Origin of the sequence: Yoonia vestfoldensis (genome assembly GCF_002158905.1) — a bacterium.
GTDB classification, from domain to species: Bacteria; Pseudomonadota; Alphaproteobacteria; order Rhodobacterales; family Rhodobacteraceae; genus Yoonia; species Yoonia vestfoldensis_B.
Window position 1 is genome coordinate 2,158,545 of record NZ_CP021431.1, and the last position, 20,699, is coordinate 2,179,243.

Annotated in this window: 25 protein-coding genes and 1 other RNA gene; 13 read left to right on the forward strand and 13 right to left on the reverse strand. The window is 63.1% G+C overall.

From position 1 onward, the window contains the following. Window positions 1–29: 29 nt before the first annotated feature. Both LOKVESSMR4R_RS10675 and mgtE read right to left on the reverse strand, forming a co-directional pair. Window positions 30–572 carry a 5-formyltetrahydrofolate cyclo-ligase gene (locus LOKVESSMR4R_RS10675; protein ID WP_087208249.1) on the reverse strand — a complete coding sequence of 181 codons (543 nt, stop codon included), beginning with the start codon at window positions 570–572 and terminating at the stop codon, window positions 30–32. Next, complete coding sequence (mgtE, locus tag LOKVESSMR4R_RS10680) at window positions 569–1,942, reverse strand: magnesium transporter (RefSeq protein WP_087208251.1); 1,374 nt, start codon at window positions 1,940–1,942, stop codon at window positions 569–571. Before mgtE ends, LOKVESSMR4R_RS10675 begins: the two co-directional genes overlap by 4 nt. A 102-nt stretch (window positions 1,943–2,044) precedes the next feature. On the opposite strand from mgtE, the gene guaD reads away from it, so the two are divergent. Continuing rightward, on the forward strand, window positions 2,045–3,340 hold the full coding sequence (gene guaD / locus LOKVESSMR4R_RS10685; RefSeq protein WP_087208253.1) for a guanine deaminase: 1,296 nt from the start codon (window positions 2,045–2,047) through the stop codon (window positions 3,338–3,340). A gap of 21 nt (window positions 3,341–3,361) precedes the next feature. On the opposite strand, the gene LOKVESSMR4R_RS10690 is transcribed toward guaD, so the two are convergent. Next, window positions 3,362–4,159 (reverse strand): inositol monophosphatase family protein, encoded by a 798-nt coding sequence (locus LOKVESSMR4R_RS10690; RefSeq protein WP_087213047.1) that lies wholly within the window; start codon window positions 4,157–4,159, stop codon window positions 3,362–3,364. Between the two features lie 68 nt (window positions 4,160–4,227). Then, window positions 4,228–4,599 carry a helix-turn-helix domain-containing protein gene (locus tag LOKVESSMR4R_RS10695; protein WP_087208254.1) on the reverse strand — a complete coding sequence of 124 codons (372 nt, stop codon included), beginning with the start codon at window positions 4,597–4,599 and terminating at the stop codon, window positions 4,228–4,230. 298 nt (window positions 4,600–4,897) lie between these two features. On the opposite strand from LOKVESSMR4R_RS10695, the gene LOKVESSMR4R_RS10700 reads away from it, so the two are divergent. After that, window positions 4,898–5,857: an NADPH:quinone oxidoreductase family protein gene (locus LOKVESSMR4R_RS10700; protein ID WP_087208256.1), complete on the forward strand. Its 960-nt coding sequence runs from the start codon at window positions 4,898–4,900 to the stop codon at window positions 5,855–5,857. On the opposite strand, the gene LOKVESSMR4R_RS10705 is transcribed toward LOKVESSMR4R_RS10700, so the two are convergent. Next, window positions 5,847–6,716 (reverse strand): LysR family transcriptional regulator, encoded by an 870-nt coding sequence (locus LOKVESSMR4R_RS10705; protein ID WP_087208258.1) that lies wholly within the window; start codon window positions 6,714–6,716, stop codon window positions 5,847–5,849. The two genes, LOKVESSMR4R_RS10700 and LOKVESSMR4R_RS10705, sit on opposite strands and share 11 nt — an antisense overlap. A 114-nt stretch (window positions 6,717–6,830) precedes the next feature. Between LOKVESSMR4R_RS10705 and LOKVESSMR4R_RS10710 the strand changes: the two genes are divergently transcribed. Then, window positions 6,831–7,046 carry a DUF1127 domain-containing protein gene (locus LOKVESSMR4R_RS10710; protein WP_237331765.1) on the forward strand — a complete coding sequence of 72 codons (216 nt, stop codon included), beginning with the start codon at window positions 6,831–6,833 and terminating at the stop codon, window positions 7,044–7,046. A 150-nt stretch (window positions 7,047–7,196) separates the two neighbouring features. Next, complete coding sequence (locus LOKVESSMR4R_RS10715; protein WP_087208260.1) at window positions 7,197–7,934, forward strand: Bax inhibitor-1 family protein; 738 nt, start codon at window positions 7,197–7,199, stop codon at window positions 7,932–7,934. Window positions 7,935–8,063: 129 nt separating this feature from the next. Here LOKVESSMR4R_RS10715 and rpmG read toward each other — a convergent pair whose 3' ends face one another. Beyond that, window positions 8,064–8,231, reverse strand: coding sequence for a 50S ribosomal protein L33 (gene rpmG, locus LOKVESSMR4R_RS10720; RefSeq protein WP_007204264.1), 168 nt, complete (start codon window positions 8,229–8,231; stop codon window positions 8,064–8,066). Window positions 8,232–8,514: 283 nt separating this feature from the next. On the opposite strand from rpmG, the gene LOKVESSMR4R_RS10725 reads away from it, so the two are divergent. Further along, a complete protein-coding gene (locus LOKVESSMR4R_RS10725) occupies window positions 8,515–8,931 on the forward strand; it encodes a BLUF domain-containing protein (protein ID WP_087208263.1) in 417 nt (138 codons plus the stop codon). A 57-nt stretch (window positions 8,932–8,988) separates the two neighbouring features. Here LOKVESSMR4R_RS10725 and rnpB read toward each other — a convergent pair. From rnpB to LOKVESSMR4R_RS10760, 7 genes are all read right to left on the reverse strand, one after another. Further along, window positions 8,989–9,383: RNase P RNA component class A (rnpB, locus tag LOKVESSMR4R_RS10730), an RNA gene on the reverse strand. A gap of 11 nt (window positions 9,384–9,394) precedes the next feature. Beyond that, window positions 9,395–10,012 (reverse strand): N-acetylmuramoyl-L-alanine amidase, encoded by a 618-nt coding sequence (locus tag LOKVESSMR4R_RS10735; RefSeq protein ID WP_087208265.1) that lies wholly within the window; start codon window positions 10,010–10,012, stop codon window positions 9,395–9,397. A gap of 59 nt (window positions 10,013–10,071) precedes the next feature. Beyond that, window positions 10,072–10,791, reverse strand: coding sequence for a hypothetical protein (locus tag LOKVESSMR4R_RS10740; RefSeq protein WP_087213054.1), 720 nt, complete (start codon window positions 10,789–10,791; stop codon window positions 10,072–10,074). 40 nt (window positions 10,792–10,831) lie between these two features. Beyond that, window positions 10,832–12,313, reverse strand: a complete 1,482-nt coding sequence (gene gatA / locus LOKVESSMR4R_RS10745) for an Asp-tRNA(Asn)/Glu-tRNA(Gln) amidotransferase subunit GatA (RefSeq protein WP_087208268.1) — start codon at window positions 12,311–12,313, stop codon at window positions 10,832–10,834. Next, a complete protein-coding gene (gene gatC, locus LOKVESSMR4R_RS10750; protein ID WP_087208270.1) occupies window positions 12,313–12,600 on the reverse strand; it encodes an Asp-tRNA(Asn)/Glu-tRNA(Gln) amidotransferase subunit GatC in 288 nt (95 codons plus the stop codon). The genes gatA and gatC overlap by 1 nt, the downstream gene beginning before the upstream one ends. Window positions 12,601–12,634: 34 nt before the next feature. After that, window positions 12,635–13,288: a ceramidase domain-containing protein gene (locus tag LOKVESSMR4R_RS10755; RefSeq protein ID WP_087208272.1), complete on the reverse strand. Its 654-nt coding sequence runs from the start codon at window positions 13,286–13,288 to the stop codon at window positions 12,635–12,637. Between the two features lie 72 nt (window positions 13,289–13,360). Then, complete coding sequence (locus LOKVESSMR4R_RS10760; RefSeq protein WP_087208274.1) at window positions 13,361–13,807, reverse strand: nucleoside deaminase; 447 nt, start codon at window positions 13,805–13,807, stop codon at window positions 13,361–13,363. Between the two features lie 64 nt (window positions 13,808–13,871). Here LOKVESSMR4R_RS10760 and LOKVESSMR4R_RS10765 point away from each other — a divergent pair, with 64 nt between their 5' ends. From LOKVESSMR4R_RS10765 to LOKVESSMR4R_RS10800, 8 genes are all read left to right on the forward strand, one after another. Continuing rightward, window positions 13,872–14,696 carry a pseudouridine synthase gene (locus LOKVESSMR4R_RS10765; protein ID WP_087208276.1) on the forward strand — a complete coding sequence of 275 codons (825 nt, stop codon included), beginning with the start codon at window positions 13,872–13,874 and terminating at the stop codon, window positions 14,694–14,696. Between the two features lie 90 nt (window positions 14,697–14,786). Continuing rightward, window positions 14,787–14,990 carry a hypothetical protein gene (locus LOKVESSMR4R_RS10770; RefSeq protein WP_087208278.1) on the forward strand — a complete coding sequence of 68 codons (204 nt, stop codon included), beginning with the start codon at window positions 14,787–14,789 and terminating at the stop codon, window positions 14,988–14,990. Beyond that, window positions 14,990–15,883 carry a 5-bromo-4-chloroindolyl phosphate hydrolysis family protein gene (locus LOKVESSMR4R_RS10775; RefSeq protein WP_087208280.1) on the forward strand — a complete coding sequence of 298 codons (894 nt, stop codon included), beginning with the start codon at window positions 14,990–14,992 and terminating at the stop codon, window positions 15,881–15,883. Before LOKVESSMR4R_RS10770 ends, LOKVESSMR4R_RS10775 begins: the two co-directional genes overlap by 1 nt. Then, entirely contained in the window at window positions 15,883–17,073 is a 1,191-nt protein-coding gene (locus tag LOKVESSMR4R_RS10780) for a toxic anion resistance protein (protein ID WP_087208283.1), read from the forward strand. Before LOKVESSMR4R_RS10775 ends, LOKVESSMR4R_RS10780 begins: the two co-directional genes overlap by 1 nt. Window positions 17,074–17,079: 6 nt before the next feature. Beyond that, window positions 17,080–18,033, forward strand: coding sequence for a DUF2927 domain-containing protein (locus LOKVESSMR4R_RS10785; RefSeq protein ID WP_087208285.1), 954 nt, complete (start codon window positions 17,080–17,082; stop codon window positions 18,031–18,033). Window positions 18,034–18,059: 26 nt separating this feature from the next. Continuing rightward, on the forward strand, window positions 18,060–19,154 hold the full coding sequence (locus tag LOKVESSMR4R_RS10790; protein WP_087208287.1) for an SPFH domain-containing protein: 1,095 nt from the start codon (window positions 18,060–18,062) through the stop codon (window positions 19,152–19,154). A gap of 8 nt (window positions 19,155–19,162) precedes the next feature. Next, window positions 19,163–19,585 (forward strand): hypothetical protein, encoded by a 423-nt coding sequence (locus LOKVESSMR4R_RS10795; RefSeq protein WP_087213058.1) that lies wholly within the window; start codon window positions 19,163–19,165, stop codon window positions 19,583–19,585. Continuing rightward, window positions 19,582–20,688 carry a primosomal protein N' (replication factor Y) - superfamily II helicase gene (locus LOKVESSMR4R_RS10800; protein ID WP_087208290.1) on the forward strand — a complete coding sequence of 369 codons (1,107 nt, stop codon included), beginning with the start codon at window positions 19,582–19,584 and terminating at the stop codon, window positions 20,686–20,688. The genes LOKVESSMR4R_RS10795 and LOKVESSMR4R_RS10800 overlap by 4 nt, the downstream gene beginning before the upstream one ends. Window positions 20,689–20,699 lie beyond the last annotated feature (11 nt).

Sequence of the window (20,699 nt, forward strand, 5' to 3'; positions counted from 1 at the left end):
CGGCGGGGATATTTAGGCTCGGAAGATGATCAGGGGGTGATGATCCCCTGTTCTGTCACGATCAGGTCAAGCGGCTGGTCGGTGGGTTCAAGCGGCAGATCATCGTCTTGCTGTGCGCTATAGGCAAAGCCCACCGCCATGACCGGGCCGCGCGCGCGCAGCTGTTCGAGTGTGCGGTCATAGAACCCCCCGCCATAGCCCAGCCGCCCGCCTCTGCGGCTGAAAGCCACCAGCGGCACGATCAGGATCTGCGGGATCATCCAATCGCCGGTGGCGGGCACCTGCGCGCCGAAATCGCCTGGGATCATCGCGCAATCGGGGTGCCAGAGCCGAAACTGCAAGGGCTGGCCCTTGGCGACAATGACCGGCACGCCGACCGGGCCATGGGCCGCCGCCTCGACCATGGCGGGGGTCGGGTCGATTTCACTGCGCATCGCCATATAGCCCGCCAGCGGCACGCCGCGGTAACCGGCCAGAACGGCGCTGAGATGCCCCGCCATGGCCGCACCGGGCCGGTGGGCGGCGGCGCGGCGCGCAAAGGCGGCGCTGCGGGCGGCGGATTTGTCGATCACAGCAGCATCACCGAGGCCAGCCCCAGAAAGGCGAAAAAGCCGACGACATCGGTCACGGTCGTCACGAAAGTGCCCGAGGCCAGCGCGGGGTCGATCCCGAAACGTTCCATGACCACGGGCACGCCGATGCCGGCAAGCCCGGCCACCAGCAGGTTGACCACCATCGCCACCGCGATGACCACGCCCAGCATCGGCGCGCCGAACCAGATGGTCCCGACCACCCCCATCACCGCCGCAAAGGCCAGCCCGTTGAGCAGGCCAACCAGCGCCTCGCGCCGGATCACCCGCCAGATATTGGAAGGCGTCAGGTCGCGTGTCGCCAGCGCCCGCACCGCCACGGTCAGCGATTGTGTCCCCGCATTGCCCCCCATCGAGGCGACAATCGGCATCAGCACGGCCAGGGCCACCAGCCCCGCGATGGTTTCCTCGAAAACCGAGATCACCAAAGAGGCCAGGATCGCCGTCAGCAGATTGACCGCAAGCCAGGGAAATCTTTGTTTCGTGGTCTCATAGACATTATCCGACAGGCTGCCTTCGCCCACACCGGCAAGGCGCAGGATGTCTTCTTCGGCCTCTTCTTCGAGAAAGGCCATGGCGTCGTCGATGGTGATGACACCCACCACACGGCCGTCATCATCGACCACGGGGGCGGTGATCAGGTGGTAATGGTTGATCGCTTGGGCGACTTCCTCGACGCCTTGGGCGACATGGAAGGTGCGAAATGTCTCTTCGGTCAGATCACGCAAGGGGGTGCTGCGCGGATGGCTGAGAATGCGGCCCAGCGTGACATAGCCCGTGGCCTTGAGCCGCGGATCGACCAGGATGATGTGGTAAAACTGGTCCGGCAGCACGACATCCGAGCGCAGGTAATCAATCGCCTCGCCCACGGTCCAATGGTCGGGGGCGCGCACCAATTCGGATTGCATATGCCGGCCGGCCGATTCCTCGGGGTAGGACAGCGCCTGTTCGACGACGACACGGTCGCTGGCATCCAGCGCATCCAGCACGGCCTCTTGCTGATCCTCGCCCAGATATTCGACCAGATCGACCACATCGTCGCTGTCCAGATCACGCAGGGCCGTGGCCAGCTCGGCGGGTGCCAGCTGCTGGATGATCTCTTCGCGCAGGTTTTCGTCCAGCTCGGACAGGATGTCGCCGTCGATCCCGCCTTGCCAGAGCGTCAACAGATCGCGCCTTTCGCGGCTGTCGATCTGTTCGATCAGATGCGCGATATCGGCAGGGTGCAAAGGGTCCAGCAAAGCGTCGATAGCCAAGGCATCGCCCTGCATCACAGCATTCAGCACCTCGGCCACGATCCGGTCGGTGATGCCAAAGGCCTCTGCATCAAGATCGTCGTCGATATCCGCCATCTGGCCACCTCCATCCTTGCGCGGCAAGCATAGTCAAAGCGGCCGCAGGGACAACGCCATTCCCCGATTTACGCAGCCTTTTGCGCAGCCTATACAGGCGGGATGACAAAACATCTGCTTCTTGGTCGCACGCTTGGGTTTTCCGGTCATCCCTTGACGCAGGATTGGGCCGATGCGGTGCGATATGACCCCGCAGGCGGGGTGCTGATCGCGGCTGGCAAGATCACGGCATTGGGTGATGGGGCGGCCTTGCGTGCTGCGCATCCCGATGCGCGGCTGGTCGATTATGGCGACAAGCTGATCAGCGCGGGCTTTGTCGATGCGCATATGCACTACCCCCAGACCGGCATCATCGCAAGCTGGGGCAAGCAGCTGATCGATTGGCTGAATACCTATACTTTCCCCGAAGAGGCCCGTCTGGCCGATCCCGCCTATGCCGCGGCCATCGCCAATCGCACGATTGATCTGGCCGTCGCCCATGGCACCACGACGCTGACCAGTTTCTGCACGATCCATCCCGCCAGCGTGGATGCGTTTTTCACCGCCGCCGCCGCGCGCGACATGGCCGTGGTTGCAGGCAAGACCTGCATGGACCGCAATGCGCCTGATAATCTGCGCGACACCGCACAGGCGGCTTATGATGACAGCGCCGCGCTGATCACCCGCTGGCACGGGACGGGCCGCGCGACCTATGCGATCACGCCACGGTTTTCGCCCACCTCGACGCCGGATCAGCTGGCCGCCCTCGGCGCGCTCTGGGCCGCGCATCCGACCTGCCTGATGCAGACCCATCTGAGCGAGCAATTGCCCGAAATCGCCTGGGTCCGCGATCTGTTTCCGCAGGCCCGCGACTATCTGGATACATACGAGGCTTTCGGCCTTTTGGGCGCGCGCGGCATCTATGGCCATGCGATCCATCTGGAGCCGCGCGAGATTGCCCGGCTGGCCGAGGTCGGTGCCGCCGTGGTGCATTGCCCGACATCGAATAGTTTCATCGGCTCGGGGCTGTTTGACCTGATCGGGCTGGCGCGGGCGGGGCTGACCATCGGGCTGGCCACCGATACGGGCGGCGGATCATCGTTTTCGATGCTGCGCACGATGGCTGCGGCCTATGAAATCGGCCAGCTGCGCGGGGTGGCGCTGCATCCTGCACAGCTGATGTGGCTGGCGACCGAAGGATCGGCACAGGCGCTGCATATGTCAGGGCAGATCGGGCATCTGGGCCTGGGGGCTGCGGCGGATATCACCGTGCTGGACCTCGCCTCGACCCCTGCCATCGCGCAGCGCAGCGCGCGGGCGGATGACATCTGGGACGCGCTGTTTCCGACGATCATGATGGGCGACGACCGCGCGGTTGCCGATGTCTGGATCGCGGGGGTGCGGCAGGGCATCGCCTGAAAGCACCGCGTCCTGCGGGCCTTACCCGTGCTTGCGCAGGATATCCAATGCAGCGGCATGAATGTCGGGATTCGCGGCGGCCAGCACCTGTCCACCCTGATGCACCGGCGCGCCGGACCAATCGGTGACGATCCCGCCTGCGGCCTTGATCACGGCGATAGGGGCTTGGACGTCATAGGCGTTCAGCCCGGCCTCGATCACCAGATCGACCTGCCCGGCCGCCAACAGCGCATAGCCATAGCAATCCATGCCATAGCGCGTCAGCCGGACCTGCCGCGCCACATCCTGAAACGCGGCCATTTGCGCCGGGCTGCCGATTTCGGGAAAGGTGGACAGCAGGATCGCCTGATCGAGTGCGCGCGGCGCAAGCGTCGCCAGCGGCACGGTGCCCATCGGCCCGGTCACATCCGCCTGGCCGAACCCGCCCGCAAAGCGTTCGCCGATATAGGGCTGGTCGATGATCCCGTAGACAGGGCCATCGGCCGTGCCCACGGCAATCAGCACCCCCCAGGTCGGCGTGCCACTGATATAGCCGCGCGTGCCATCAATCGGGTCCAGCACCCAGGTCAGACCAGTGCTGCCCGGGGTCTGGCCAAATTCTTCGCCAAAGATGCCGTCATCGGGGCGTTCTTGCGCCAGCACGGCGCGCATCGCCTGTTCGGCGGCGCGGTCGGCGATGGTCACGGGGTCAAAATGGGCTGCGGCCTTGGTATCGGCCACCAGTCCGGATGTGCGGAAATGCGCCAGCGTCACAGGGCGCGCCGCATCGGCCAAAAGATGGGCGACCCGGATCAGGTCGGCCTGCGTTGCTTGATCCACTTTCCCTGTCACCCGTGCTGATTGCGCAGCATTGCGGTACCCCAGCACAGGCGGACAGGCAAGTTGGTTTAGGCCGCTTCGCTCAGCACGCGGGCCAGGTCGAACAACCGGCGGCGCTGGTTTTCAGGGATCGCGTAATAGGACCGCAGCAATTCCAGCGCTTCCTTGTCGGTCAGGATGTCACCCGGCATATCGCTGGTCCGCGTTTCTGCCGCAGGTTGCGCATCATAGCCTTCGAAAAAGAAAGACACAGGCACGCCCAGAACATTCGCAATATCCCAAAGCCGCGACGCGCTGACGCGGTTCATGCCGGTTTCATATTTCTGGATCTGCTGGAACTTGATGCCGACATTTTCCGCAAGTTGTTGTTGCGTCGTCCCATTCATCCAGCGCCGATGCCTGATCCGCTTGCCCACATATACGTCGACAGGATGTTTCATTGTTTTTTCCTATTCAGAAAGAGGCCCACTGTTTGTGATCAGAAAGGCCCGATTAAAAACGTAAAATTGGAACTGACGAGCGTTCACTATGTGCCTCGAAAATGCCACTATTCAGATCTGACACGCAACGGTTGCAGGTATCATCCTACCCTTAAGTACAGGTAACGCGCGCAAAGCGCTACCTGAGAGACAGCAATAGGCGGTCGCCTTGCGCCTTGCTGCGATGCTGCGATGCTGCGATGCTGCGATGCTGCGATGCTACACTTTTGATTGATATCGTCAAAAGGGATTCGATCCAATGCGTGCATTTCAGGTCTCATCCTTCAGCCAGCCGCCCGCGCTTGTTCAGATCGCCCCACCCGCTCCCGGACCGGGCGAGGTTTTGCTGGATATCGCGGCTTGCGGGTTGAACTTTGCCGATCTGCTGATGGCCAAAGGATCGTATCAGGACACGCCACCCCCGCCCTTCACGCTGGGCATGGAGGTTTGCGGCACGGTCGCGGGTTTGGGGGCGGGCGTCACCAGCCCCGCCATCGGGACCCGCGTTGCCGTTTTCGGTGGCCAGGGCGGGATGGCGGAACAGGGTGTCTTTCCGGCAAATCTGTGCCGTCCAGTCCCTGCCGACATGACCGCCGAAACCGCTGCGGGTTTCATGGTCGCCTATGGAACATCGCATCTGGCCCTGACCCAGCGCGCGCGTCTGCAACAGGGCGAGACGCTGCTGGTGCTGGGGGCAGCGGGCGGTGTCGGGCTGACGGCAGTGGAAATCGGCAAGGCGCTGGGCGCGCGGGTGATCGCCGTCGCACGCGGCGCAGACAAGCTTGCGGTGGCGCGCGCTGCCGGGGCCGATCATGTGATCGACAGCCAGAGTGACGACATCAAGGCCGCAGTCAAGGCATTGGGCGGGGCCGATGTGGTTTATGATCCGGTCGGCGGCGCCGCGTTCAAAGCCGCCCTTGGCGCATGCAAACCGCTGGCGCGCTATATCGTCATCGGCTTTGCCAGCGGTGATGTCCCGCAGGTGCCCACCAATATCCTGCTGGTCAAGAATATCGATCTGATCGGGTTCTACTGGGGCGGCTATCTGAAATTCAGCCCCGATATCCTGTCGGACTCGCTGGCCACATTGCTGGGCTGGCTGGCCGAGGGCCGGCTGAGCCCGCATATCAGCCATGTCCTGCCCCTGGATCAGGCGGCAGAGGCGCTGGAATTGATGCGCAGCCGCGCCTCGACCGGCAAGGTGGTGGTCACACCATAGAAGGGGCCTGCAAGGTATAAAATCCGTCGCGGATGAACCCCGCCAGATCGCGCAGCGCCGGATTCTGGGTGTCGGCATGGTAAAGATTGACGTTGAAATCGCGCAGATCAGGCAGCGCGCCGCCATGGGCGATCCGTTCGAAATGGCGCGGCTCTGCCCCTGCCAGCATCGTATGCACCGCCAGATCGGCGCTGACCGTCGCTTCTATCGTGCGGCTGGAATGGCTTTCGACGGCCATTTCCCAAGGGATGCCCGCCTCGTCCAGACGGCGCTGCACGAAACCGCGAAAGATGCAGCGATGTTCATAGGCCAGCCGCAGGGGGCGTTCCTTCCAGACCTGCCCGCCCGGCGCGCCCAGCCAGACCAGCGGGATCGCGGTCAGCGTCTCGCCATCCTGGCCGACGCTGTCTTCGGTCGTCAGGATCATGTCGATCGCCCCGCGCCGGTATTCGTCCAGCAGCTTGCTGGTGAAAGATGACGACAGCTGCACCCGCATGCGCGGATAAGCGGCGGCAAAGCGGCGCAGCACCTGCGGGATCACCGGATAGATGATGTCATGCGGCACGCCCAGCGTCACCTCGCCTTCATAGGCGATGGATGTCAGCTTGCCATAGATTTCATCGTTCAGCACCAGCATCCGCCGCGCATAGCTGAGCAGCTGTTCGCCCTGCGATGTCAGCGCCACCCCCCGGCCGTTGCGGTCCAGCAGCGCGGCATCCAGCGATTCCTCTAGCCGCTTAAGCTGCATCGACACCGCCGATTGGGTCAGATGCAAAAGCCCCGCCGCCTTGGTCACGCCGCCGGTATCGGCGACCGCCACAAAGGACCGCAGGGCCGTCAGGTCCAGATTACGCGCCATATCACAATTCCTGATGCATTAACTATCAAACATTCATTTTTCTTATGCGTCATGTGCGGCTACATATCAAGCATGAAGATGCAAACCACGCCATCCATCACGAAAGGACATATCATGGCCAGTTTCACCCAAGCGGGTCTCTGCACCCAGCCCCACCACCGCCTGTCTTTATGGTCACGGATCATGCAAGCGGTCAGCCTTGCACGCCAACGCCGCGCGCTGGCGCGGCTTGACCGACATATGCTCTGCGATATCGGGATCACACCGGACGCGGCACAGCAAGAGGCGGCCAAGCCGATCTGGGACGTCCCGCGCCATTGGCGCCAATAGGGCAATCGTGCCAAGGGTGCGACATTCTTGCGCAAAACACTCGGAATAGGGGCGGAACCGGGCGGAAACTCTTGAATATCGACATCAGCCTGCCAATATGGGCAACAAGGATGCCGCACCTGGCGCCGCTGTCTTTTTTTGGAGGAAAACATGGCTCAATACGAGACTATTCGCACGGCCGGTGGGGTCCGCACGGCCGCAATCGACGAGGGTCTTCGCGCCCATATGAGCAAAGTTTACGGCACGATGTCCGTAGGCATGCTGATCACTTTCGCCGTGGCCTGGGCCGTGGGCACTGCCCCTGCCCTGCTGGGCATGTTCCGTGACCCGATCACGCTGCAACCCAATATTCTGGGCTGGATCGTGATGTTCGCGCCATTGGGGATGATCTTTGGCTTTGGCGCCATGATCAACCGTTTCTCGGCTGCGGCAGCGCAGACGTTTTTCTATGCTTTCGCCGCCGTCATGGGCCTGTCGATCGCCTGGATCTTCGTGGCCTTCACCGGCATGTCGATTGCGCAGATCTTCCTGATCACCTCGATCGCCTTCGCCAGCCTGAGCCTTTATGGCTACACCACCAAAAAGGACCTGTCCGCATGGGGCACGTTCCTGATGATGGGCGTGATCGGGATCGTGGTCGCGATGATCATCAACCTGTTCCTGCAATCCCCTGCGATCATGTTCGCCGTATCGATCCTGGGCGTGCTGATCTTCGCAGGTCTGACCGCCTATGACACCCAGCGGATCAAGTCCGAATATGTGGCGCATGCCGCACATGGCGACAGCGAATGGCTGGGCAAATCGGCCATCATGGGCGCGCTGAGCCTCTATCTGAACTTCATCAACATGTTCATGTTCTTGCTGCAATTGTTCGGCAACCGCGAATAAGCGCAGACATGACGATCACAGGGGCCGGTGGAAACACCGGCCCTTTTTTGTTGCGCATCGCCGCGTGATGCAAACAAAAAGGCCGCGCAGATTGCGCGGCCTTTTGTTCTCCGAAGAGGGAAAGATCACTTACTTGATCTTGCCTTCCTTATATTCGACATGCTTGCGCACAACGGGATCATATTTCTTGATCGCCATCTTTTCGGTCATCGTGCGTGCGTTTTTCTTGGTCACATAGAAATGCCCGGTCCCCGCGGTGGAGTTCAGGCGGATCTTGATCGTGGTTGGCTTCGCCATGTTCACTTCTCCGGCTTCGCGGGGCTTGGCCCACGGGTGTATGATTGAAGATGCCTTTTACCGCGAAGCAGGGCCGAGTCAACCGCAAAGGGGCGATTATCGGGGCGAAGTTGCCGCGGATACCCGCCGCCCCCCGTAGGGCGGGGTTCACCCCGCCGCCCCCCTTTGCGCGCGCGACCCCCTTGGTCAGTGCAAACCCCGCCCGATGCAACATTGTATCCTGCCAATGCCATCGCTAGCCTGACTGCAAGCCCCGCCATCGCCCCGGCAGAAAGATCGCATCATGGACTTATTCCGCGCTATCTATACGTCCCAGCCCTTTGGGTTTGACGAAACGATCCTCAGCAGCATCCTGATGCAGGCCCGCAAGGCCAATGCGCGCGACGATATCACCGGCGCGCTGATCTGCCGGGCGGATATCTATCTGCAATGGCTTGAAGGGCCGCAGGACAAGGTCCGCGACGCGCTGGACCGCATCCGCCGCGATGACCGCCATCTGGCGGTCAAGGTCCATGTCGCCGAACCCACAGATGCCCGCGTGTTCGGCGCTTGGGCGATGCTGCATGACCCTGCCAAGACATGGATCTGGTCACAGGCCGAGATCGCGGCTGGCGCGCTGGACCGCGCCACAGCCGCAGAAATCACCGGTTTCTTTCTGCCCTTGGCCCAAAACGGCGCGGCCGATCCCGCCAAGACCTGACCGGTCAAGGCCCCTGCACCCAATCGGCGGCAGGCCTGTCTGTCAGATGCATTGAAATTGCGCGGATGGCCTGTAAGCCGGATTCTGTCCAGGTGGCGAACCACCCTGGATGACCATTCATCTGGAACGCCTGTTGCCAGACGCCCTCTAGCTGCCAACCCGGACCGCTCGGGCTCAAGCCTCCCTGCGGCTGATATCCTTTGCAGGATCAACACCGCGCGCGGTCCCTATTTGGCATTGCTCCCGGTGGGGCTTGCCGTGCCGGTCCGGTTGCCCGTCCCGCGGTGGGCTCTTACCCCACCGTTTCACCTTTTCCCCGCTATACGGGGTAGTCTGTTCTCTGTGGCGCTTTCCCTGGGGTTACCCCCGCCGGGCGTTACCCGGCACCGTGCTTTGTGGAGTCCGGACTTTCCTCGAACCCATAACAGGCCCGCGGCCATCCAGCCATCCGCGCACAGGCCAGTTAGGCAGCCTGCCCGCCCGCGTCAACGGGGAAACGGCGCGCAAGCGCGGCAATCAATCCCGCATCGGTGCTATCAAGCGCACCGCGCGCCCAAGGGCGGAACCGCAGCCGGAAGCATTGCAACAGCAGATCAGGGTCATCCGTGGCGGTATAGCCAAAGGCGCGCATCGCGGGCGCGAAATCGGCAGGGTCCGCCTGTGCCGCATCCGGCCAGACCGCCAGCCCCTGCAAGGCCAGCCTGCGCCAGTCAAAACGCGGGCCGGGGTCGATCTTGCGCTGCGGGGCCATGTCCGAATGCCCGATCACCCGTTCGGGGCGGATATCCCAGCGCTGCATGATCGCGCGCAAAAGATCCTCCAACGCATCCATCAGGGGCGCGGCAAAAGGGCTGGTCCCGTCATTGGCCAGCTCGATCCCGATGGAATGGCTGTTCACATCCGTGATCCCGCCCCAGCGCCCTGCGCCGGCATGCCAGGCGCGCAGATCCTCGGGGACCAGCGACATCACGGTGCCATCCTGCGCGATCAGGTAATGCGCCGAGACTTGGGTTTCAGGGTTGCACAAAGTGTCGCAAGCAGCAGCGGCACTGGCCATGGCGGTGTAATGGATCACCACCATATCGGGGCGCGCGTCATCCCGGCGCGGCCCGCAATTGGGCGATTGCCGCGCGGCCCGGATCAGTTGCCGACGGCCCGGCGGAACGGCGCAGGGTCCCAGCCACAGGCAAAACCGTCGCCATCGGGATCGATCCCCAGACGGTCACGTTCCGGCCCGCCGCGCGCCAGGAAATCGCGCTGCGCATCATCCGCCGTGGCATAGGCCGCGCAATTGCGCTGGAACCGTGCCTGCCCGGACAAGAGCGACCGGCTATACCATTCCTGCCCTTTGGCATTGGGCGCGGTCAGCGCATATTCCACGATATTGGGGCCGGTGGCTGCGGGGCGTTCGGGCAAGGGTTGCGGCGCGATCTGGGTCTGCGCGGCGATGGCCGCCTGACGGCGTTCGGCATCGCTTTCGATGGTTTCGCGCCCGGCCACCGCGTCGAAATCCTGTTCGTCGGAAATGCCGGTGTTGCTGGTGATCACCGGGGTCAGGCCGGGCTGCAGCGCTGACATCGGCGGCGCAGCGGCCGCGCCCTGGCCGATGCCTGCGGCGGCAAGCTCGCTTGCGGGGATCGCCCCACCGACGGGGCCGACGGGGTCGATCGTGGCCGTCTGCACGGCAGGTGGCGGCGCGAAAGGATCAACCGTGCCGGTCAGCGCGGCCTCGCGGCGGGCGCGTTCGATCTCGAAATTCGACATATCATCAAAGCCGACACCGCGCGGCCGGTCGGTTCCACGCGGCGCACAGGCAGCAAGAACAAGCGCAGCGGCCAAGATCAAGACACCTGTTTTCATGCGGTCTGCACCCATATCAGCTGATTTCATTCACGCGAAACTACCACCACTTGGCAGGCTTGGCTACAAAGCCCGCCGCCGTTTCCAGCCGATAGGCAATGTTGAGCAATTCCGCCTCTTCCCAAGGCCGGCCGATCAATTGCAGCCCCAAGGGCAGGCCCTGCGCGTCGCGCCCTGTCGGCACGGCGATCCCCGGCAGACCGGCAAGGTTGACCGTCACGGTGAACACATCGTTCAGATACATCTTGATCGGATCGGCATCCGCCATTTCCCCGATACCAAAGGCCGCAGAGGGCGTCGCGGGCGTCAGGATCGCATCGACACCGGCGGCAAAAGCATCGTCAAAATCTTTCTTGATCAAGGCCCGCACCCGGCGTGCGCGATTGTAATAGGCGTCATAGAACCCCGCCGACAGCACATAGGTGCCAACCATGACGCGGCGCTGAACCTCGGGGCCAAAGCCTTCGGCGCGGGTCTTTTCATACATCTGCGTGATCCCGTCGCCGGCCGCCAGCTTGGCGCGGTGGCCGAAACGCACGCCGTCATAGCGCGCAAGGTTCGATGACGCCTCTGCGGGGGCGATGACGTAATAGGCGGGCAGCGCGTATTTGGTATGCGGCAGGGTGATATCGACGATCTTGGCGCCTGCGTCTTTCAGCATCGCGGTCCCGTCGGACCACAGCTTTTCGATCTCGGCGGGGGTGCCCTCCATACGGTATTCGCGCGGGATGCCGATGGTCTTGCCCTTGATATCGCCGGTCAGGGCTGCCTCGAAATCCGGCACCGGCAGATCGGCGCTGGTGCTGTCACGGGCGTCATGGCCGCACATCGCCTGCAACATGATGGCGCAATCGCGCACATCCTTGGTCATCGGACCCGCCTGATCCAGCGAGGAGGCGAAGGCCACGATCCCCCAGCGCGACACCCGCCCATAGGTGGGTTTCAGCCCGGTGATACCGGTAAAGGCCGCAGGCTGGCGGATTGACCCGCCGGTATCAGTGCCAGTGGCCGCAAGGCAGAGATCAGCCGCGACAGCGCTGGCCGACCCGCCGGACGATCCGCCGGGCGTCAGCTGACGGTCATCAACCTTCCACGGGTTGATCGCGGGGCCATAGACGGAGGTTTCATTGGACGAGCCCATGGCGAATTCATCCATGTTCAGCTTGCCCAGCATCACCGCACCGGCATCGAACAGCTTGGCCGTAACGGTGGATTCATATTCCGGCTTGAACCCTTCCAAGATGCGCGAGGCCGCCTGCGACGGCACATTCTTGGTGCAGAACAGATCCTTGATCCCCAGCGGGATGCCGCACATCGCGGGCGCATCGCCGGATTTGATCCGCGCATCAGCGGCACTGGCCTGGGCCAGCGCGATCTCGGGGGTTTTATGCACGAAAGCGCCCAGCGCATCGGCCCCGTCAATGGCGGTCAGGCAGGCCTGCGTGATCTCGGTGCTGGTCACCTCGCCTTTGCGCAGCGCGTCGCGGGCAGCAGCAATCGTCAGTTTGGTCAGATCATTCATTATTCCACCACCTTCGGCACGGCAAAAAACCCTTCGCGCGCATCGGGCGCATTTTTCAGCACGGCGGCCTGCTGGTTGCCGTCGGTCACCACATCATCACGGCGTTTGAGCCGCTGCGGCGTGACCGAGGTCATCGGCTCTACCCCGTCGACATTCACCTCGTTCAATTGTTCGATGAATCCCAGGATCGCGTTGAATTCAGAGGCCAGCGCCGGCAGCGCGTCTTCGGCGACCTCGATGCGGGCGAGCTTGGCCACGCGGCGGGCGGTTTCGGTATCAATCGACATGGGCAGAATTCTCCGGTGCAATCTTCCTGCGCGTTTAGCGGTCTCGGGCCGCGCCCGCAAGCATATGGCGGCGGTAAACAAGGATCATCCATGCCAGCATCACCGCATTGAAGATATGCCACAGAAAATGCGTCCCGAAGGGCAGCATAGCGCAGAGCATTTCATCAACAGACCGCGCGCTGATCGACAGCGCCAGCAGCGCCGCCCCGATCATGAACCCCCGCCTGATATGGGGCAGTTTGCGCAAGGCCAGCCCGTAGATCACCAAAAGGATCGGCACGGTCCAATAAAAGGCCGAAATCCCGAAAAACGGCAGCCTCCCCAACAGCGGCACCGTGATCGCGGCAAAAGGCACAAATAGCGCCGTGGCCCCCAAGGCAGACCAAAGCCGCAGCCCGATCACATCGCGGTGCACACCAAAAAGATACAGCAGGATAAAGGCCCCGATGGGGACCACATCCAGTAGCGCGGCCCAAGGTGTCGCAAAAGTGTGAAACAGGAAACTGCCCAATCCGATGCTGAACAAGATCGCGGCCAGCGCGCGCGCCAGCGGCAGCCCCGCCACGCGTGGCCAGACCCAGATGGCGGCGATGATGAAGGCCAGATTGGTCACCGCATTGATCGGTTCGGACCAGAAACTGGGGTCGATCCGTTCGCAATAGGCGTCGATATGGCTGTGCCAGTCCATGGGGGCCTCTTGAGGGGTTTGAAAAACTCTTATGCCTCCGGCGGGAGTATTTTTGGAAAAAAGAAGATGTGATCAGCGTTTTGCGGCGAAGAAATCGCGCAACAGCTGTTCGGCCTGCGCGGCACTGATGCCGTCATAGATTTCGGGGCGGTGGTGGCATTGCGGATGGGCGAAGATCCGCGGCCCTTGGGCCACGCCGCCCGATTTGGGGTCGGCTGCGGCATAATAGAGCCGCGCGATGCGTGCATTGCTGATGGCGGCCGCGCACATCGGGCAGGGTTCGAGGGTGACGTAAAGATCGCAGCCCGTCAGCCTTTCCTGCCCCAAGCTCGCACAGGCGGCGCGGATGGCCAGCATTTCGGCATGGGCGGTGGGGTCGTTCAATTCCCGCGTCCGGTTGCCCGCCTGCGCGATGATCGCACCGTCCTGCGTGATCACGGCACCGACAGGCACCTCGCCGCGGGCGGCGGCGGCGCGCGCCTCGGTCAGCGCGATATCCATATGCGAGCGAAAAACCATTGCCGAGTGATGCCTGCGCGCGCAATCTCTGGCAAGGGCCGATCAAAGCGGCTAAGGGTGCGCGATGAGCAATGATACACCCCAGGGCGACCGGATCGCCAAAGTCCTGTCGCGCGCAGGCGTCGCCAGCCGCCGCGATGCCGAACGCATGATTGCCGAAGGCCGCGTCAGCGTGAACGGCAAGGTCATCACCAGCCCCGCGCTGAATGTCACCGAGGCGGACCGGATCGTCGTGGATGGCAAGGCGATGCGCGCGCCCGAGGCGCCGCGCCTGTGGCTTTATCACAAGCCCGCGGGCCTGGTAACGACCGAGCGCGATGAAAAGGACCGCCCAACGGTTTTTGCCGCGCTGCCCGCGGATATGCCGCGGGTGATGTCGGTGGGCCGGCTTGATCTGAATTCCGAAGGCTTGCTTTTGTTGACCAATGACGGTGGCGTCAAGCGCCGGTTGGAGCTGCCCAGCACCGGCTGGCTGCGCCGTTACCGTGTGCGCATCAACGGATCGGTCAGCGAGGCCAAGCTGGATGTCTTGCGTGCGGGGATCACCGTAGAGGGCCTGCGTTATCAGCCGATGATCGTGACCTTTGACCGCCAGCAGGGCGCCAATGCCTGGCTGACCGTCAGCCTGCGCGAAGGCAAGAACCGCGAGATCCGCCGCGCGATGGAGGCGATCGGCGTCACCGTGAACCGCCTGATCCGTGTCAGTTACGGCCCGTTCCAATTGGGCAACCTGGAGGCCGGTGCCGTCGACGAGATCAAGGGCCGCGTTCTACGCGACCAGCTGGGATTGCCCGATAAAGAGCCGGGCAATACGGCTGCCAAACCCACCCCCACACGGGTGCGCAGGCCGGTCAACCGCCCCGTCGCAGGCAAGAAACGCCAGGGCTGAGCGTTTCGCGCCGCGATTTGACGCGCCGCCCTCGCAATCCACTGCGATGCTTCCTATCTGGTAGTCAACCATGACAGGAGTGCCTTTCCCATGCTGCGTCTGATCCTGCTGCTAAGCTTTGTCGCCGTGCTGGCGCTGGGCTTTCTGGCTGTGCTGGGGGCTGTGCGCGTGCTGGCAGGGGATCGCGCAGACAAGGAGCCAGACCCGATGCCCCCGCCTTTTCGCCGGATAAGTTACATCGTCTTGATCATGCTGATGCTGGGCGTGACAAGCGGCTGGCTGGGCGCTGCCTGATGGCGCGGCGGTTTGGTGGCAAGTTCAGCCCCGAGGGGGCCGGTTCCCACCCGCGCGCCGCAGCGGTCAATCCGCAGCGGATCAAGGCGGCCGGATCGCGCGGGCGTCTGCTTTATATCCCGGCCATCGTGCTGGTCCTGACCTCTTTGGGTGCGGGGCCGGGGGTGCTGGTCACGGCACTTGCCGGGGCGGGCATTTTGACGCTGGCGGCCTGGCTTTTGCAAGACGGGCTGCGCGCCGAGGCGGCCTATGACGCGCGTCAGGTCGCGCGCCGTCCGGCCCTGCCCCGCAAGATGCTGGCCTCGGCGCTGACTGGTCTTGGCGTGGCGATTGCCGCTTTGACCGGCGATAGCGATCTCACCGGCGCGGCGCTTTATGGGCTGGCCGCGCTGGCGCTGCATGTCGCGGCTTTCGGGATCGATCCTTTGCGTGACAAAAACCACGCGGGGCTGGACCGGTTTCAACAGGACCGCGTCGCGCGGGTGGTCGATGAGGCAGAGGCGCATCTGACCCAGATGGCCGCCGCCATCGCCAGCCTGAATGACCGCGCGCTGATCGCGCAGGTCGCCGGGTTCCAGCAGATCGCGCGCCGCATGATCGCCACCGTCGAGGCGGACCCGCGCGATCTGAGCGCGGCCCGCCGGTTTCTGGGAATCTATCTGATGGGCGCGCGCGATGCGACGGTCAAATTCGTCGAGATCACCCGCCGCGGTCCCGATGAAGCCGCACGCCGCAAATATCAGGCGCTTTTGTCCGATCTTGCGCAGAACTTTGCCGCCCGCACCGAAAAGATGCTGGTGGATGACCATGCTGATATGGATATTGAGATCAATGTGCTGCGCGACCGTTTGCAGCGAGAGGGCGTCAGCCTGAAAACGAAAGGGAACGAGTGATGTCCGAGACGACCCGTGCAAAGGCGGCCCAGGCTGTGGCCGAGATCGAGAAAGTAACAGCCGTGGTCCTGGCCGATCCATCGCGTGATCTGGTGGTGCTGGACAGCGCCGATGCGCCGACCAAGGCGGAAATCACCCGCCGCATGGCCCAGATCAATATCGGCGATACCAATTCCATCGTCTCTTTTGGCGCCTCTGCCCAGACCGACTTGCAAGCGATCAGCCAGACCATGCTGGCGGGGGTGCGCAACAAGGATGTCGGCCCCGCCGGTGACAGCCTGCGCAATATGGTCACGACGATCCGGGGCTTTGCAGTGTCCGAGCTTGACATGCGCCGCGACCGCAGCTGGTGGGAAAAGCTGATCGGCCGCGCCGCCCCGATCGCCAAATTCACCGCCCGTTTCGAAGAGGTCCAAGGCCAGATCGACAAGATCACCGATGATCTTTTGCGCCATGAACATGTGCTGCTCAAGGATATCGAAAGCCTCGATATGCTGTATGACAAGACCTTGCAATTTTACACCGAACTGGGGCTTTACATCGCCGCCGGCGAGGCAAAGCTGGCAGAGCTGGACGCCACGACCATCCCCGCCAAAGAGGCCGAAGCCCAAGCCGCCCCCGAGGATGCGGCGATGATGCAGGCGCAGGAATTGCGCGATCTGCGCTCTGCCCGCGATGATCTGGACCGCCGTGTGCATGATCTGAAACTGACCCGTCAGGTGACGATGCAATCGCTGCCCTCGATCCGGCTGGTGCAGGAAAACGACAAATCCCTGGTGACCAAGATCAATTCGACCTTGGTCAACACGGTGCCTTTGTGGGAAACCCAGCTGGCGCAGGCGGTGACGATCCAGCGGTCCAGCGAGGCGGCAAAGGCCGTGCGCGCGGCCAATGATCTGACCAATGAATTGCTGACCGCCAATGCCCAGAACCTGCGCGACGCCAATAAGATGATCCGCACCGAAATCGAACGCGGCGTGTTCGACATCAACGCGGTCAAAGAGGCCAATGCGCAGCTGGTCGCCACGATCAATGAAAGCCTCGAAATCGCCGATGAAGGCAAGCGCAAGCGCGCCGCAGCCGAGATCGAGATGCAGAAGATGGAAGAAGAGCTGAAACAGACCTTATCGGCCGCGCGCGCGCGCAAGTCCGGCGGCGACAGCATCGGCAATGCCGCCGGTCGCGCCTAGGCCGGTATGATCGCGCCCCCGCATGTCATGGCCTTTGCCATCTGCGCGGCCTTTCTGGCCGGCTGCGGGGCTATGCCTGCGTCGCAGGTCGCAACGCCGCCCCCCAGCGCGGACATTGCCGAACCGGACCAGCCCGTGCTGCGCGACCCCAGCCCGACCAGCCGCGCCTTGATGGTCCATTACGCCAATTTGCAGACCCAGATGCTGACCCAGAACCTGTTGCGCAGCGATGGCGGCGGCGCGGACACGCCCTTTACCGACACGATGCTGGCACGGAATTTCGCGCAGATCGCGCTTGCCACCGAATATGCCGACAGCAGCGATTTTTCGGTCCGCCAGCAAGGTGCGACCACCCTGCGCCGGTGGGAACAGCCGATCCGCATGCATGTCGTGTTCAGCGATACTGTGCCGCTGGCCCAGCGCGATCAGGACCGCAGCAGCGTGGCCGCCTTTGCCGCGCGGCTGTCGCGGCTGACCGGCGTGCCGATCCGCCAAAGCGATGATAATCCCAATTTCCACATCCTGTTTCTGGACGAGGATGACCGCCGCAATGCCGCCAGCCAGATCCGCGATCTGGTGCCCGAGATCTCCAGCGCGACATTGCGCGGCATCGTCACGTTGTCGCGTGACCAATTATGCCTTGTGGCGGCGGTCTTCGCGCCCGGCCAGTCCAGCTATGCGCAGGCCATCGTGCTGATCCGCGCCGAACATCCCAGCCTGATCCGCGCCGCCTGTATCCACGAGGAACTGGCCCAGGGCATGGGGCTGGCAAATGACAGCGATGCCGCGCGCCCGTCGATCTTTAATGACAGCGAGGAATTCGCGCTGCTGACGCGGCATGATGAATTGCTGCTGCGCATCCTTTACGACCCCCGCCTTGCCGCCGGCATGCCCCCCGCCACCGCCGCCCCGATCGCCGCCGAAATCGCGCGCGAGCTGACCGCCGCAGGGGCCAGCTGACGCGCTCATCACAAGGAAAACCGCCCATGTCCATTTTCGACTTTCTGTCCGGCCAGTTCATCGATGTCATCCATTGGACCGACACCACCCGCGACACGATGGTCTGGCGGTTCGAACGTCACGGGCATGAAATCAAATATGGCGCCAAACTGACCGTCCGCGAAGGCCAGGCCGCCGTTTTCGTGCATGAAGGCCAGCTGGCCGATGTGTTCACCCCCGGCCTTTACATGCTGGAAACCAATAACATGCCGGTGATGACCAGCCTGCAACATTGGGATCACGGCTTCAAAAGCCCGTTCAAATCGGAAATCTATTTCGTCAACACGACGCGGTTTTCCAACCTCAAATGGGGCACCAAGAACCCGATCATGCTGCGTGATCCCGAATTCGGCCCGACCCGCCTGCGCGCCTTTGGCACCTATAGCGTGCGGGTCGCCGATCCGGCCCTGTTCCTGCGCGAAATCGTCGGCACGGATGGCGCATTCACCATGGATGAAATCAGCTATCAGATCCGCAATATCATCGTGCAGGAATTCAGCCGCGCGCTGGCGGCATCGGGTATTCCGGCGCTTGATATGGCGGCCAATACCGCCGATCTGGGCCAGCTGGTCGCCACCGCCATCGCCCCCACGATCAAGAAATACGGCCTGTCCCTGCCGGAATTGTATATCGAGAATATCAGCCTGCCCCCCGCCGTGGAAAAGGCGCTGGATGCGCGCACCTCGCGCGGGATCGCGGGCAATCTCGACGACCATCTGAAATGGAAAGCCGCCGAGGCGATGGCCAGCGAAAACTCTGCCGCAGGCCAGGCGATGGGGATGGGCATGGGGGCCGGTCTGGGCATGCAGATGGCCAATCCGCAGAATGGGCCTTGGGGGCCGCTGACAACACCCGCTGCCCCGCCGCCACCGCCCGTCGAACATGTCTGGCATATCGCCGAAGCGGGTCAGGTATCTGGCCCGTTCTCCAAGGCCGCGATGGGCCGCAAAGTAACCGACGGCACGCTGACCCGCACCAGCATGGTCTGGACCCAAGGCCAGGATGGCTGGATGGCGGCCGAGGATGTGACCGAATTGGCGCAGCTTTTCACCATCATGCCACCGCCGCCGCCCGGCACATGAGGCGGCATATGATACGGCGGCGCCTGACAATCTTGCTGCATTGGTCGATGGTCATGATGCTTTTGGCCATGGTCAAGGGCGGCACGGCCAATGAAATCCTGCGCTGGGCCTTTGTCGGCGCGGGGGTGATCTGGCTGGCCATGACAGCGGCCAAGGGCATGCTGGGCAAACCCGGCCCCAAGCTGCAAGGCGCTTTGCGCAAAGCCTATCCCTGGATGCACCGGGGGCTTTACGCGGTGATGGCCGCCAGCGTGGCGATCAATGCGGCGGCGCTGCTGGGCTATGCCAGCCTTGATGCGGCATGGAACAGCCTGCTGGTGCTGTTGATGCTGGGCACGTTTCACGGCTTGTTTCATTTCTGGCGGCATAATGTGCTTTACGACAATGCCCTGCGGATGATGCTGCCGCGTTTCATGCATAAGATCTTATGACCCAGACCGCCCCCAGCGCGCCCGTCGATCACCGCTTTCCCTGCGATGCCTGCGGCGCGCATATGCGGTTCGATCCGCCATCCAACCAGCTGGTCTGCCAGCATTGCGGCACGACCCAAGCCATGCCGCAAACCGGGGCCAGCGGCGGCGGCATCAAGGAACTGGATTTCCAGCGCGCCATTGCCCGCCGCCTGCCTGAGGCCGAGATCGAGATCACCCGCATCATCGCCTGCAACGCTTGCGGCGCGCAATTCGCCTGCGACCCCGACATACATGCGGCGCAATGCCCCTTTTGCGCCAGCCCCGTGGTCAGCGACACCGGCACCCACCGGCATATCAAACCAGCCGGGCTGCTGCCCTTCGCGCTGGATGAACCGACCGCACATCACGCGATGCAGGAATGGTTGGGCAGCCTGTGGTTCGCGCCAAACGGGCTGCGCGATTATGCACGCAAGGGGCGGCGGATGGACGGGATCTATGTGCCCTATTGGACCTTCGATGCGCAGACCGCCAGCCGCTATAGCGGCCAGCGCGGCACGCATTACTATGTCACGCAGACCGTGATGCGCAACGGCAAGGCCACACAGATCCGTACCCGCCGCACCCGCTGGCGGTCCGTATCCGGTCAGGTCGCGCGGTTTTTCGACGATGTGCTGGTGCTGGCCTCGCGGTCCTTGCCCAAGGGGCATACCGACGGGCTGGAACCCTGGGACCTCAGCGCCTTGGAACCCTATAAGCCCGATTACCTGGCCGGTTTCCGCGCCGAAGGGTACCAGATCGCATTAGAGGACGGTTTCACCGAAGCCCGCGCCTATATGGACCGGATGATCGCGCGCGATGTGAAATATGACATCGGCGGCGATGACCAAAGGATCGGGCAGATCGACACCCAGATCAGCGATGTAACCTTCAAACATATCCTGCTGCCGGTCTGGCTGGCCGCCTATCATTATCGCGGGCAAAGCTATCAATGCGTGGTCAACGGGCGCACAGGACGGGTGCAGGGCGAACGGCCCTATGCGGTGTGGAAGATCGCCTTTGCGGTGATCATCGGTCTGATCTTGGCAGTCGGCGCGGGATTTGTTATCGCTAACAGTCAATAGATTGAAAGAGA